Here is a 14,212-nt window from a genome sequence, read left to right on the forward strand (position 1 = left end):
GAACCGGGGGCGGGCGGACCGCGTCGCGGTCAGACCAGGCGGCGGGCCGTGGCCCAGCGGGTCAGCTCGTGGCGGTTGGACAGCTGGAGCTTGCGCAGGACCGCCGAGACGTGGGACTCCACCGTCTTCACCGAGATGAACAGTTGCTTGGCGATCTCCTTGTACGCGTACCCGCGCGCGATCAGTCGCAGCACCTCGCGCTCGCGCTGGGTGAGGCGGTCCAGGTCCTCGTCCACCGGCGGGGCGTCCGTGGAGGCGAAGGCGTCCAGCACGAAGCCGGCGAGGCGCGGCGAGAACACCGCGTCCCCGTCCTGGACCCGGAAGACGGAGTCCACCAGGTCGGCGCCGGTGATGGTCTTGGTGACGTAGCCGCGGGCGCCGCCGCGGATGACGCCGATGACGTCCTCGGCCGCGTCGGAGACCGACAGGGCCAGGAAGCGCACCGGGTTCTCGTGCGCCGCCATCAGCGGGGCGCAGCGGCGCAGCACCTCCACGCCGCCACCGCCGGGCAGGTGCACGTCGAGGAGCACCACCTCGGGGCGGGTGGCGGTGATGACGGTGACGGCCTGGTCGACGTCGGCGGCCTCGCCGACGACCTCGACGCCGGTCCGCGCGGTCTCGCCGATCTCGGCCTGGACGCCCGCGCGGAACATCCGGTGGTCGTCGACGAGCACCACCCGCACGCGCCTGGTCTCCGCCCGCGTCACACCGTTGTCCTCGCTCATGCCGCCCTCTCCATCTCCAGCTCGACTTCCGTGCCGCCGTCGGGCGCGGACCGCAGTCGGGCGGTCCCGCCGTTGCGCTGCATCCGGCCGATGATCGATTCTCGTACGCCCATGCGGTCGTCGGGTACCGCGTCGATGTCGAAGCCCGGTCCGCGGTCGCGTACGGACACGAACACGGTACGGCCCTCGACCTCCGCGTAGACCTGGACCGGTCCCCCCTCGCCACCGTACTTGGCGGCGTTGACCATCGCCTCGCGCGCGGCCTGGACCTGGGCGCCCAGCTTCTCGTCGAGGGGGCAGTCCCCGACGACGACCACCTCGATCGGGACGCCGTGGTGGTCCTCCACCTCGGCGGCGGTCTTCTTGACCGCCTCCGCGAGGGTGGTCGGCTCCTCCTCCTCGTCCTTGCCGGTCCCCTCGGGCCTGTAGAGCCAGTTGCGCAGTTCCCGTTCCTGGGCGCGCGCGAGGCGGCGTACCTCGCCGACGTCCTCGGCGTTGCGCTGGATCAGGGTGAGGGTGTGCAGGACGGAGTCGTGGACGTGGGCGGCGACCTCGGCGCGTTCCTGCGCCCGGATGCGCATGAGGCGTTCCTCGGAGAGGTCCTGGGTCATCCGGATCAGCCAGGGGCCGGCGAGCAGGGCGATGCCGACGAGGACGGCGAGGGTGGCGGTGAGGACGTTGCCGAGTTGGGCCGCCGAGCCGCGGACGACGATGAAGACGGTCAGGCCGACGCCGACGAGGGCCACGCCCGCCAGGGCCCGCGCCGCCTGGAAGAGGCGGCCGCGGCTGCCCTTGGCGGGGCCCCAGTGGGCGCGGCGGGCGTTGTCGGCCTGGCGCCAGACGAGGACCACGCCGGCGCCGACGAGCAGCGTCGGCCAGATGTAGCGGCCGTTCTCGCCGCCGACCCTGAGCTGGGAGATGAAGATCCCGGCGCCGACGACGAGGGCGATCAGCCCGGACACCGCCCCCTTGTCGGGCTTGCGCAGGCGCCGGGTGCCGTCGTCGAGGGTCTCGAAGAAGGAGTGGTGTCCGGTGCTGCCGCCGACGCCGAGCGGGACGAAGACCCAGAAGGCGGCGTAGAGCAGCACTCCGAGGCCGTCCCCGAACAGGAACAGGCCGAGGAAGGCGAGGCGGACCCAGAGCACGGGCAGCCCGAGGTGCCCGGCGAGGCCGCGCGCGACACCGCCGAGCATCCGGCCGTCCGCGCTGCGGTAGAGCTTGCGCGGGGCGCTCTCGTCGGTGTCCGGGGCGTGCGGGGTACGGGGTGCGGCGGCTGCTGCGGGCATGACACCAAGGGTCACATGCGCGGGCCCGGCCGGACATCAGGGCGTTCCCCCAGTTCGGTCGGGGGGATATCAGGGTTGCGCCAGGGTCGGCCCCGGTGCCGTGCGGTCGCGCGGCCCGTCACCATGGAGCCATGACCGATGTACACGACGCCCCGCCGGCCGGTCCGGGGGCACCCGCCGCGGGGGACCGTCCTCCCCTGCGCCGCAGCAAGAACGACAAGGTCCTCGCGGGCGTGTGCGGCGGTCTGGGCCGGTACTTCGACCTGGACCCGGTGGTGTTCCGGATCGTCCTCGGCGTGCTCGCGGTGACCGGCGGCGTCGGTCTGATCTTCTACGGGTTCGCGTGGCTGCTCCTGCCCCAGGAGGGCGAGGACGACAGCGAGGGCAAGAAGCTCCTCACGGGCCGGGTGGAGGGGGCCACCCTCGCGGCGGTGTTCGGCGCGCTCGTGGGCTGCGCGATGTTCCTGTCGATGATCGACAACGGGGTGTTGGGGGCCTTCTCCGTCCTGGTCATCCTGGCTCTGGGCGGGGCCGCCTACTGGTCGCAGCGCCACCGGCACACCCTCGCCCCCGAGGCGGGCTCCCCCGCTCCCGAGCGACCCGCGGCGCACCGCCCGGCGCCGCCCGAGACGCAGGCGCCGCCCGTCCCGGGCAGTCCGTCGTGGTGGCGGGACCCGCTGGTGAAGGACGGGACGACGGGCCCGGTCGGCTCCACCGGCTACCTGTGGGGCCCCGACGACACGGCCGAGCCGGTGGACCGGACCCGCCGGGTGAAGGCGCGCGGCGAGCGGGCGCCCGTACGGCGTTCGTCGGGGATCGGCGGCCGGGTGTTCGTCCTGGCGCTGCTGGCCGGGGGCATCGGCACGGCCGCCGTGTGGGAGGGCAGCACCCTCTCGCACGCCCTCCAGATCGGCTTCGCGGCGGCCCTGGCCGTCTTCGGTCTGGGCCTCGCGGTCAGCTCCGTCAAGGGCCGCACCGGCTTCGGCACGGTACTGCTGGCGCTGATCACGGCCGGGCTGCTCGCGGTGGCCGCCGTCCTGCCGCGCGAGATCACCACCGACTGGCACGACGTCGTCTGGCGTCCGGCGGCGGTGGCCGACGTGAGGCCGCTGTACGCGTCGGGGACCGGACTCGCGACCTTGGACCTGACCGGTCTGGACGTGCCGAAGGGGGCGACGGTGCCCGTCCGCGCCGTCATCGACGCGGGCCGGCTGAAGGTGGTGCTGCCCCGGGAGGTCACGGCGAAGGCCGACATCTCGATCCGGATCGGCGACATCCAACTGCCCGGGGACCGCGGCGGGCAGATCCGGATCAAGGACGGCGGAGAGACCCGGCAGGCGACCCTGCCGCCCGCCCCCGGCACCGAGGCCGGCGGGACGATCGAGTTGCGCCTGGAGGCGGGCGTGGGACAGGTGGAGGTGGCCCGTGCGGCGTCATGAGTTCCAGCCGGGCAGGCTGTTGGCGGGCCTGGTCCTGACCGCGGCGGGGGTGCTCTACCTGCTGGACGCCACCGGCGAGACCGACCTGCCGTGGTTCCTGGTGGTCCCGATGGCCGCGGGCGGGCTCTGCCTGGCCGCCGTCGTCGGGATGGTGACCTACGCCGTGCGTCGGGACCGCAGGGACGACGGCGGGAGGGGGTCCGCGGCGCCGCCGCGCCCGAGCAGGGAGTCCACGGACAGGTAGGGCGCCCCGGCGAGGATCAGCGGGGTCCAGGCCATCAGGTAGATCAGATCGTTGCCGTAGTAGTACGGGGTGACCGCCCAGGACACCGTCAGCCACAGGCTGAGCGAGATCAGCGCGCCGCCGACGGCCGCGAGGCGGGTCAGCAGGCCGGCCAGGGTGGCCAGGCCGACGAGGAGTTCCGCGACGGCGAGGAAGACGGCGAAGCCGACGGGGGCCTTCAGGGCGAGGTCCACGAGGGCGGGGACGGCCGAGGAGTCGCGCACCCCGCGCATCATCTCGCCGATGGATCCGCTGCCGGTGGCGGACAGGAAGGCGGAGTCGGTCAGCTTGTCGAGACCCGCGTAGACGAAGGTCACGCCGAGGAAGATCCGCAGGGGCAGGAGCGCGTGGCGGGCGGCGTCTTGGCGCGCGCCGGAGAGGCCGTCAGTTCGGGTCACGCCCCATGCATACCCCGTTCACTCGGCCACATCGATGCCGTACCGGTTGGATTCCACTCCGGCGGCGGTCACCACCTGGATCTCGGTGCGGCCCGGTTCGACCTCCGCGGGGACCGGCACCGTGAGCACCGCGTCCGACGGGTTCGTGAACCCGCCCGCCACCGGCACCAGCGGCACGTGCACGTGGACCGCCCCGATCCGCACCACGATCCGGGCCAGCATCTCCGGGGTCTGCGCCCCCGGCGGTACGAAGCCCAGGCCGCGGATCTCGATGTCGTCGCCCGGGCGCAGCGCGCCGTCCAGGTCACCGGGCTCGCGCCTGCGGACCACCGACAGGACGAGGGGTCGGCCGCCCTCGGCGTACTTGGCGGCCAGGTAGACCACCGCCGACAGCGCGACCAGCAGCGCCAGCGACCACGGCAGTCGGGGCAGCCGGTCGGGGAAGCGGGCCAGCGACACCGCGGCGAAGACCAGCACCACCGTGGAGACCAGGACGTACTGGGCGTCGGTGAAGCTGCCCCGCCCCGCGTCGTCGGTGAGCAGGTCGGCGCCCCGGGGGCGGTCGGCCGGCAGTTTCTGCATCCGCTGCCCGGCGATGCGTACGCAGACCACCCGGCGCACCAGCACCGCCACCCCCGAGGTCAGGCCGAGCACCGTCAGCAGGGGCAGCGCGCGGTCGAGGGCGAGCCCGGCGTAGAGGGCGTCGCGCTCCGGTCCGGGCGAGGAGGCGGCGAGCCGCAGCGCCGGCAGCAGCGCCGCGAAGGCCGTCAGCACCAGCCAGGCGGCGGGGACGGCGCGGGAGGTGGACAGCCGGTTGTCCTCGCCGACCAGCGGGGCGAGCAGGCCGCCGCGCAGCGACTGGGCCCGGGCGGCGACCGTGAGCAGCCCGGCCAGCACCAGCGCGGCCAGCAGTCCGGCCGTGCGGGCCGTGGACCAGCCGGTGCCGAGCGCCGTGCCGACCTCGACGACGAGCAGTACCCCGGCGGCGATCCACAGGGTGAGGACGGCCCGTCGGGACAGCAGGTACAGCCAGGAGTGTCCGGCCTCCCGGCCGCGGTCGGCGGCGGTGCGGGCGGACAGGGTCAGCTCGTCGGACACCCACTGGCGGGAGCCGCCGAGGGAGTGGGCCACGGCGGCCGGCACTCCCTGGCCTGCGGCGAACTCGTCGCGTTTCTCCAGGAACGCCGCCACCGCCCGGCGGTGCCCCTCGCGGGCTCCGTGGGGGCAGTCGTCGCAGGTGCAGCCGCCGCCGTGGGTGCTTCTGGGGATCTCTTGGACAGCCACGTGCGTGCCGCCTCTCTGAACTCCGGTGCAATGCCAGCGAATTGTGCACCACTGGGGCAGTGCTCCGGATTGCGCACGATGTCAGAGCAGGTGATTAACCGTTCATGATGTTGACGCCACCCTCCGTGACCGTCTGCCACAGCGGTTGGAAGCAGGCCCAGGCGGCGAGGTCGCCGCCGAACCGCTCACGCGTGGCCACGGCCCGCGGGTGGTCGATCGGCACCGGTTTCCCGGCCGCCCGCGCGATCAGCTGGACCTGCGCCGCCCGCTCCGCGGCCACGAACCACCACGCCGCCGCGTCCACCGACCCGCCGACCGTCAGCAGCCCGTGGTTGCGCAGGATCAGCGCCTTGTGCGGTCCGAGGGCGCGGGCGATCCGCCCCGCGTCGTCGACCCCGGCGTACTCGTCCATGAGCGCGTGGTCCTCGTAGAAGACGCAGGCCTCGTGGGTGACGGGAGCCAGCAGTTCGCCGAGACAGGCCAGGGCCCGCCCGTACGGGGCCTGCGCGCGGACCACGGCCACCACCTCGGGGCGGGCCCGGTGCACGGCCGCGTGCACCGCGAAGGCCAGCTGGTTGACCCGCCGCTCGCCGCGCACGACCCGCCCGTCCCCGTCGACCAGCAGCAGGTCCTCGGGGCCGAGGCCGGCGAAGGCCCGGCCGAAGGGGTTCACCCAGTAGCAGTCCTCGAACTCCGGGTCCCGCGCGCTCACGTGCCCGGCGACCCCGTCCTCGTAGCCGAGGCGGGCGAACAGCCGCAGCGCCCCGGCGAGCCGCTCCCTGCGGTGTGCCCGCTCCTCGGCCGGCCCCCGGTGGACGGGCGGCATCTCGAACCGCAGCCGCTCCACGGGCACGGGCTCGGGCTCGGGTTTCTGCGGCATGGCCCCCTCCTTCGGCTCGCCGCGCAAGGTACCGGCGCCCGCGCCAAGTGGCCATACACGCGGCGGAGCCGCCGCTCCACTGGAGGAACGGCGGCTCCGTCACGTAAGGCGGGTGGGGACTACTCCCACTCGATGGTGCCCGGCGGCTTGCTGGTGCAGTCCAGGACCACGCGGTTCACGTCCGCCACCTCGTTGGTGATGCGGGTGGAGATGCGGGCGAGCACCTCGTACGGCATGCGCGTCCAGTCGGCCGTCATCGCGTCCTCGGAGGAGACGGGGCGCAGGACGATCGGGTGGCCGTAGGTGCGGCCGTCGCCCTGGACGCCGACGCTGCGGACGTCGGCCAGCAGCACGACCGGGCACTGCCAGATCTCGCGGTCGAGGCCGGCGGCGGTCAGCTCCTCGCGGGCGATGGCGTCGGCCTCGCGCAGCAGGTCCAGGCGCTCCTTGGTGACCTCGCCGACGATGCGGATGCCGAGGCCGGGGCCGGGGAAGGGCTGGCGCTGGACGATCTCCTCGGGCAGGCCGAGCTCCTGGCCGACCATGCGGACCTCGTCCTTGAACAGCTGGCGCAGCGGCTCGACGAGCTCGAACTCGATGTCCTCGGGGAGGCCGCCCACGTTGTGGTGGGACTTGATGTTCGCGGTGCCGGTGCCGCCGCCGGACTCGACGACGTCCGGGTACAGGGTGCCCTGCACCAGGAAGGCCACGTCCGCGCCGCCCTCGGCGATGATCTCCGCCTGGGCCTGCTCGAAGACGCGGATGAACTCACGGCCGATGATCTTGCGCTTGGTCTCCGGGTCGGAGACGCCGGCCAGCGCGTTCAGGAAGCGCTCCTCGGCGTCGACGACCTTCAGCTGGACGCCGGTGGCGGCCACGAAGTCCTTCTCGACCTGCTCGGTCTCGCCCTTGCGCATCAGGCCGTGGTCGACGTAGACGCAGGTCAACTGGGAGCCGATGGCCTTCTGGACGAGGGCCGCGGCGACCGCGGAGTCCACGCCGCCGGACAGGCCGCAGATGGCGCGCTTGTCGCCGACCTGCGCCTTGATGGCCGCGACCTGCTCCTCGACGATGTTGCCGGTGGTCCAGGTCGGGGCGAGGCCCGCGCCGCGGTAGAGGAAGTGCTCCAGGATCTGCTGGCCGTGCGTGGAGTGCATGACCTCGGGGTGGTACTGGACCCCGTAGAGCTTCTTCTCGTCGTTCTCGAAGGCGGCGACCGGGACGACGTCGGTGGACGCGGTGACGGTGAAGCCCTCGGGGGCGGCGGAGCAGGCGTCGCCGTGGGACATCCACACCGACTGCTGGTCCGGGGTGCCCTCGAAGAGGGTGGAGCCGGACTTGGAGACGGCCAGCGCGGTGCGGCCGTACTCGCGGGCGCCGGTGTTGTCGACGGTGCCGCCGAGGGTCACGGCCATCAGCTGGAAGCCGTAGCACATGCCGAAGACGGGGACCCCGGCCTCGAAGAGCGCGCGGTCCAGCCGCGGGGCGCCCTCCTCGTACACGGAGGACGGACCGCCGGAGAGGATGATCGCCTTGGGGTTCTTGGCCAGCATCTCGGCCACGGGCATCGTGCTGGGGACGATCTCGCTGTAGACCCGGGCCTCACGGACGCGGCGGGCGATGAGCTGGGCGTACTGCGCGCCGAAGTCGACAACGAGGACGACGTCCGGTGCGGCGGAGGGTGCTACTGGCACGGGGCGGCCTTCCGGCGGAAAGAGGGTGTTGTGTTGTCGATTCTAACGGGGGACGGGTGGCCGGATTCGTCTCACCATCCGAACCGGGTTGGCCCGGAGCGGGACGGATGGTAATAATCCGTTCCATGCGCAAGCAGCTGAGCTTCCTCTTTACCTATGGCACCGGCCGGTCCGGTCGCCATGGGTCTTCGTGATGCTCGCCTGAGCCGCCGAACTTCCCAGAGCGCCCCGGTCCGACAGGACCGGGGCGCTCTGGCGTTCCTCCGGTCCCGTCGGCCCCACCCGACAGGAGACCGACCATGACCACGATCACCACCACCCCCGAGCAGCTGATCGCCGACTCCCGCGAGCGCATCGACGCCCTCGACGACCGGATCATCGGACTGATCCAGGAACGGATGGCCGTCTCGGCCGTCATCCAGGAGGCCCGGATCTCCTCGGGCGGCCGGCGGGTGCACCTCTCGCGCGAGATGGAGGTGCTGGCCCACTTCAGCGACGCCCTAGGCAAGCCGGGCACCGGTCTCGCGATGACGCTGCTGGAGCTGTGCCGGGGCCGGGTGTGACGGCTGTTCGTCACCCGTCCGGAGCGTGACCGGCCCCGAGGGGCTTCGTTGGTGAGGATGTCCGCGCCGGCCAGACGCGGACACGCACCACCACGCGTGGCTCCGCGGGAGCGATGAGACGTGCCGCCCGACGGCGCGCGTCGTGGGACCTCGCTCCCTCGCGTGACCGGACGGCAGGGGACAGCAGCCCGGTCACCCTCAAAAGGACGGCCGGCCCGGGGGACGCCCCGGGCCGGCCGTTCCGTCGTGCGCGCGCGGTCCTACGTCGAACCGCGCGCCCGCGCCGCTACGCGTGGGCCGCTCCGCGCCGCCGGAAGACGAGGAACAGCGCGCCGCCGACCGCGAAGAGGGCGGCCGCCGCGAGTCCGATCAGGGCCGCGCCGCTACCGGTGGAGGCCAGCGGACCGCCGCCGGTCGTGCCGCCCTGCGGGGTGGAGTTGCCGCCGGCTCCGGCCGTCGGCGAGGCCGAGGCGCTCGTGGAGGCGCTCGGGCTCGGGCTCGCGCCGGTCGAGGTGCTCGGGCTCGGGCCGGGGCTGACGGCGGTCGGGTTCACCACGACGTCGGCCTGGTTGTTGGCCACGTTCGGGTCGAAGGCGTGCTTGCCGAGCTCGCCCTTCGCGTCGGGCAGGCCGACCGTGATCGCACCCTTGGCGTCACGGAGGTCCTTCTCGGGCCGCACCTCGAAGGGGAACTCGATCTTCTCCTTCTCCCGTACGGAGGAGGCCGTCGCGCACAGGTAGCGGGAGGTCTCGGAGGGGGCGGCCGCACGGCAGGACGCCGGCACCTTGACGACCTTCACGTCCTTCGGGAACCGCACCTCGGCGACGGCCGCCGGGGCCTCGGGGGACTTGGGGTCGAAGACCCAGCCGGGGCCGAGGTTGCGGATCGTGACGGGCGCCTTGACGGTGGCGCCGGACGCGCCCTTGAGGGCGAGGGCGTCGGCCGCGAAGTCGGCCTTGTTCTCCACCCCGATGAAGGCCTCGCGCCGGTTGTCGCTCGGGTTCAGGTCCGGGCCGGGCTTGGCCCGCTTCTTGGCGATCAGCTTGCGGCCGCCGGTGCCCTTCTTGGCGGCCTGGCCGCCCGGGGCGTCCTGGGCGTCCTGACCGGTCCTCCGGTCGGCCGCGCCCTGGTCGGCCGCGCCGCCGCGTGCGGCGGGGGCCACCGGGAGGACCCCGTAGGCGAACCGCTCGGTGCGGGCGTGCGCGCTCGCCTTGAGGTGCAGCGGGCTCTCGCCGGCCACCTCGTAGCTCTCGTCGGCCTTGAACTCGCCGTCCACCACGCAGCGGACGGTGGTCGAGGTCCGGCCGGGGGTGTACGTGCAGTTGTCGTACCGCTCGGGCAGCTCCAGGCCGTGCGTGGCCTCCAGCTCCAGGATGACGCCGTGGGCGGACTGGGTGCCCCGGTTGGCGAACGCGAGGGGGAGCGGCTGGGTCTCGCCGGGCTTCGGCGCGGTCTTGAGCGCCATCTCCGTCATGACCAGGTCGGGGCCGCCGATCTGGATCGCGGTGCGGGCGGCGGTGACGCTCGCACCGGTGGCCGTGCCGGTGACGGTGAGGGTGCCGGTGGCGCCGTTCGCGGCGTCCTTGGCGGCGGTGACCTCCAGGTCGATGCCGGCCGGGCCGCCTCCCGTAGCGGTCCGGTCGGCGCAGACGAGGGTGGTACCGCTCTTCTCGCACCGGGGGCCGGTCGCGGCGGGGTTCTTCTCCTTCACGTCCGCGACCTTGTCGATCCCCGAGAGGTCGACGGTGAAGGTGAAGGTGGTGTCGCCGCTCGGCCGGTCCAGCCGCAGGGCGAGGGAGGCGGGCTTCGGCGTGCCCGTGCCACCGGGGTGGGGGGTCAGGGCCAGGGCGGCCGGTGAGCCGGTCAGGGTGAAGACGGGATCCGCGGCGTTCGCCGGGGTGGCCGCCAACCCGACGGCCACCAGGCCGCAGGCGGCCAGCAGGGAGATGCGCTGTCTCATGCACCTCTTGACACCCGGGGCGCCGCCACAGTTGCGCTCCGGGCCGTGTGACCGACACCACAGCCGTGGGAAAAGGATTCCGGTACAACCTTCTTCGGCCTCCGCCGGTCCCCTCTTGTACCGCGGCGGGTACCGCGCTCGGAGGGGGAGCGCGGTGCCCGCCCGGTACGTGTCCGGGACTCAGCCGATCCGTTCCCCGGGTTCCGATCGGGTCCCGGCGGCCTTCCGCGCGGGAACCTCCGGGACGGGCAGGAGCGGCAGCCGCAGGGCGCCGAAGGCCTCCTTGGGCACGGCGGGCCGGTTCGGCTCCACCGCCGCCAGACGGACGTACGCCTCCCCCTGCGCGGGCCGCGGGTCCGCCTCCCCGTTGTTCGGCCAGTACGACATCGCCCGCTCGGCCTGCGCCGTGATCGTCAGCGACGGGTTGACCCCGAGGTTCGCGGAGACGGCCGAGCCGTCGACGACCGAGATGCCGGGGTGCCCGTAGAGGCGGTGGTACGGGTCCACGACCCCCTCGTCGGCGGAGGCGCCGATGGGGCAGCCGCCGAGGAAGTGGGCGGTCAGCGGGGTGCCCATCAGTTCGCCGACGTTGCTGCCGGGGAAGCCGTTGATCTCCTCGGCCAGCAGGGTCGCCGCCTCGGTGGCCTCGGCGATCTGCACCGGGTTGGGGGCGCCGTGCCCCTGCCGGGCGGTGAGCAGTCCCTTGCCGATGCCCCGGGGCCTGCGGTAGGTCGTCAGGGAGTTGTCCAGGGACTGCATGACGAGCCCGATGATGGTCCGCTCCGACCAGCGGCGGTTGGACAGGGAGCGGGCGAGCTGCACGGGGTGGCGGGCGGTGCGGGCGAACCAGGCGCGGACCCGCCGGGGCGAGTAGGGGACCTGGAGGACCGTCATGAAGCCCATGGCGTTGGAGCCCTTGCCGTAGCGGACGGGCTCGATGTGGGTGTCGGCGTTGGGGTGGACCGAGGAGGTGATGGCCACGCCCCGGGTGAAGTCGGTGCGGCCCGTGCCGCCGTGCCGCCTGCGGTAGCGGCGGTCGTCGGTCTGGGCGCCGACCACGCCCTCGGAGTTGGTTCGGGTCAGGTCGCCGAGGCGGTCGGACAGGCGCGGGAGTTCGCCCCGGTCCTTCATGGTGTGCAGCAGGGTCTGGGTGCCGTAGGTACCCGCCGCGACGACCACGTACCGGGCGCGCAGCACCTTGGCGCGGCCGGCGCGGCGGTGGTCGGTGGGGACGGTGCGGATCCGGTAGCCGCCGTCGGGGTGTTCGGCGAGGGCGGTGACGGTGGTCATGGGGTGGATGACGGCGCCGGCCCGTTCGGCCAGGTGGAGGTAGTTCTCGTTCAGGGTGTTCTTCGCGCCGTGCCGGCAGCCGGTCATGCACTCGCCGCACTCGGTGCAGGCCTTGCGGGCGGGGCCGGCGCCGCCGAAGTAGGGGTCGGGGACCTCCTGGCCGGGGCGGATCCGGGGCCCGCCCTCGGCGTCGTCGCCGTCGCCGAAGAAGACGCCGACGGGCGCCATGTGGAAGGTGTCGCCGACGCCCATCCGCTCGGCGGCGGCCTTGAGGTGCACGTCGGAGGGGGTCAGCGTCGGGTTCAGTCGTACGCCGAGCATCCGCTTGGCCTGGTCGTAGTACGGGGCGAGCTCCGCGTGCCAGTCGGTGATGGACGCCCACTGGCGGTCCTCGAAGAACGCGGCCGGCGGCACGTAGAGGGTGTTGGCGTAGTTGAGCGAGCCGCCGCCGACACCGGCGCCCGCGAGCACCATCACGTTGCCGAGCAGGTGGATGCGCTGGATCCCGTACAGGCCGAGGGCGGGCGCCCACAGGTAGTTGCGCAGGTCCCAGCTGTTGCGGGGCAGGCTCTCGCGGGTGAAGCGGCGTCCTGCCTCCAGGACGCCGACGCGGTAGCCCTTCTCGGTGAGCCGCAGTGCCGAGACCGACCCTCCGAAGCCCGATCCGATGACGATGACGTCGTAGTCGTACGACACTGCGGGTGCCTCCTGGGCTGTCGTGCCTAGCGGAATCGGAGCGTCTTGAGGACCTTCAGGCTGCGGGACATGAACGCGGCGTACTTCTCGTCGTCCATGCCCAGCGAGGGGCCCATCGGCAGGAGCCGCTGGTGGGCGACGGTCTGGGCCTCGGTGTACTTGAGGATCCCCTCGGAGCCGTGGCGGCGGCCGAGGCCGGAGTCCTTCATGCCGCCCATGGGGGCCTGGGCACTGCCGTAGGCGGGGGCGTAGCCGTCGTTGATGTTGACGGTGCCGGTGCGCAGGCGGGCGGCGACGGCGTGGCCGCGGCGGGCGTCCTTGGTCCAGACGCTGGAGTTGAGGCCGTAGGCGGTGGCGTTGGCCTGCTCGACGGCCTCGTCCTCGTCGGTGAACCGGTAGACGGACACGACCGGGCCGAAGGTCTCCTCGCCGCAGACGGCCATGGGCGCCTCGACGCCGTCGAGGATGGTGGGCTCGTAGAAGAGGGGGCCGATGTCGGGGCGGTGGACGCCGCCGGCGACGAGGGTGGCGCCCTTGGCGACGGCCTCGTCCACGTGGCGGCGTACGGTTTCCAGCTGGCGTTCGCCGACGAGGGAGCCCATGTCGGCGCCGTAGGCGAGGGAGCCGCCGAGCCGCATGGCCCGGGTGCGGGCGGCGAAGCGCTCGACGAAGGCGTCGGCGACGGAGGCGTGGACGTAGATCCGCTCGATGGAGATGCAGAGCTGGCCGGCGGAGGAGAAGCAGGCGCGGACGGCGCCGGCGGCGGCCTTCTCCACGTCGGCGTCGGCGAGGACGAGCATGGCGTTCTTGCCGCCGAGTTCGAGGGAGACGCCGACGAGGCGGGCGGCGGCGCCCTGGGCGACCTCGCGGCCGGTGCGGGTGGAGCCGGTGAAGGAGACGTAGTCGGCGTGGCGGACCACCTCGGGGCCGACGACCGGGCCCTCGCCGAGGACGACCTGGAAGACCTCGGCGGGCAGGCCGGCCTCGATCAGCAGGTCGCGGGCCCACAGGGCGGTGAGCGCGGTCTCGGTGTCGGGCTTCATGACGACGGCGTTGCCGGAGACGAAGGCGGGCAGCGCGTCGCCGACCGACAGCTCCAGGGGGTAGTTCCAGGGGGCGATCTGGCCGACGACCCCGCGCGGCTGGCGCAGTTCGGTGACCTTGGTGAGGGTCGGCATGGCACCGGTGTGGCCCTTGGGGCGCAGGTAGGCGGGTGCCTTGCGGCCGTAGTGGCGGGCGGCGACGGCGACGGCCTGGACCTCTTCGTGGGCGTGCAGGCGGGCCTTGCCCGTCTCCAGCTGGATGAGGTCGAGGACCTCGGACTGACGGTCGAGGACCAGGTCGTGGAAGCGCAGCAGGACCGCGGCCCGCCGGCGTACGGGCACCGCCGCCCAGGCTCCCTGGGCGGCGCGGGCCCGGGCGAAGGCGGTGGCGACGTCCTCGGGGCCTGCCTCGGGCAGCTCGGCCAGCCGTTCCCCGGTGAAGGGGGTGTGGTTGGCGGTCCGGCCGGAGCCGATCACCCCGCGGGTCAGCCGGGCGACGAGGTCGGGGGTGACCACGTCGGCGGCGGTGCGGGCGCCGGCGGGGGCCGGGGCGACCGGGTTGGTGGGCGCGGGGCGGAGAGGGGCGGCGGGGGCCTGCGAGTCCGTCATGGCCGTGAGCGTATTGCGCCGGGACCCCTTTGGGTACCCGCCGGTAACCGATTTTGCCAAAT

General features: G+C 73.4%; 11 protein-coding genes. 2 read left to right on the forward strand and 9 right to left on the reverse strand.

What is annotated here, in order from left to right:
* Positions 1-29: 29 nt before the first annotated feature.
* Positions 30-725 (reverse strand): response regulator transcription factor, encoded by a 696-nt coding sequence (locus tag ACZ6ZI_RS27525; RefSeq protein WP_363058094.1) that lies wholly within the window; start codon positions 723-725, stop codon positions 30-32.
* On the reverse strand, positions 722-2,011 hold the full coding sequence (locus ACZ6ZI_RS27530; protein ID WP_469525081.1) for a PspC domain-containing protein: 1,290 nt from the start codon (positions 2,009-2,011) through the stop codon (positions 722-724). The genes ACZ6ZI_RS27525 and ACZ6ZI_RS27530 overlap by 4 nt, the downstream gene beginning before the upstream one ends.
* Positions 2,012-2,142: 131 nt before the next feature.
* On the opposite strand from ACZ6ZI_RS27530, the gene ACZ6ZI_RS27535 reads away from it, so the two are divergent.
* On the forward strand, positions 2,143-3,450 hold the full coding sequence (locus ACZ6ZI_RS27535) for a PspC domain-containing protein (protein ID WP_469525083.1): 1,308 nt from the start codon (positions 2,143-2,145) through the stop codon (positions 3,448-3,450).
* A gap of 156 nt (positions 3,451-3,606) precedes the next feature.
* Here ACZ6ZI_RS27535 and ACZ6ZI_RS27540 read toward each other — a convergent pair whose 3' ends face one another.
* The 4 genes from ACZ6ZI_RS27540 to guaA form a co-directional block, all read right to left on the reverse strand.
* Positions 3,607-4,131, reverse strand: coding sequence for a DoxX family protein (locus tag ACZ6ZI_RS27540; RefSeq protein WP_469525085.1), 525 nt, complete (start codon positions 4,129-4,131; stop codon positions 3,607-3,609).
* Positions 4,132-4,149: 18 nt separating this feature from the next.
* The gene (locus ACZ6ZI_RS27545; protein ID WP_469525088.1) at positions 4,150-5,415 is read right to left on the reverse strand and encodes a hypothetical protein; all 1,266 of its coding nucleotides are present in this window, start codon (positions 5,413-5,415) and stop codon (positions 4,150-4,152) included.
* A 94-nt stretch (positions 5,416-5,509) separates the two neighbouring features.
* The gene (locus ACZ6ZI_RS27550) at positions 5,510-6,295 is read right to left on the reverse strand and encodes a class II aldolase/adducin family protein (protein ID WP_469525090.1); all 786 of its coding nucleotides are present in this window, start codon (positions 6,293-6,295) and stop codon (positions 5,510-5,512) included.
* 119 nt (positions 6,296-6,414) lie between these two features.
* Entirely contained in the window at positions 6,415-7,989 is a 1,575-nt protein-coding gene (guaA, locus tag ACZ6ZI_RS27555) for a glutamine-hydrolyzing GMP synthase (RefSeq protein ID WP_469525092.1), read from the reverse strand.
* A 299-nt stretch (positions 7,990-8,288) separates the two neighbouring features.
* Between guaA and ACZ6ZI_RS27560 the strand changes: the two genes are divergently transcribed.
* Positions 8,289-8,552, forward strand: coding sequence for a chorismate mutase (locus tag ACZ6ZI_RS27560; protein WP_363058110.1), 264 nt, complete (start codon positions 8,289-8,291; stop codon positions 8,550-8,552).
* A gap of 286 nt (positions 8,553-8,838) precedes the next feature.
* Here the strand turns inward: ACZ6ZI_RS27560 and ACZ6ZI_RS27565 are convergent, their stop codons facing one another.
* From ACZ6ZI_RS27565 to ACZ6ZI_RS27575, 3 genes are all read right to left on the reverse strand, one after another.
* Positions 8,839-10,512: a hypothetical protein gene (locus ACZ6ZI_RS27565; protein ID WP_469525094.1), complete on the reverse strand. Its 1,674-nt coding sequence runs from the start codon at positions 10,510-10,512 to the stop codon at positions 8,839-8,841.
* A gap of 180 nt (positions 10,513-10,692) precedes the next feature.
* The gene (locus ACZ6ZI_RS27570) at positions 10,693-12,498 is read right to left on the reverse strand and encodes a GMC oxidoreductase (protein ID WP_469525097.1); all 1,806 of its coding nucleotides are present in this window, start codon (positions 12,496-12,498) and stop codon (positions 10,693-10,695) included.
* 26 nt (positions 12,499-12,524) lie between these two features.
* Positions 12,525-14,150 (reverse strand): succinic semialdehyde dehydrogenase, encoded by a 1,626-nt coding sequence (locus tag ACZ6ZI_RS27575; protein ID WP_469525098.1) that lies wholly within the window; start codon positions 14,148-14,150, stop codon positions 12,525-12,527.
* Positions 14,151-14,212 lie beyond the last annotated feature (62 nt).

Source organism: Streptomyces sp. NPDC103540, assembly GCF_055584445.1.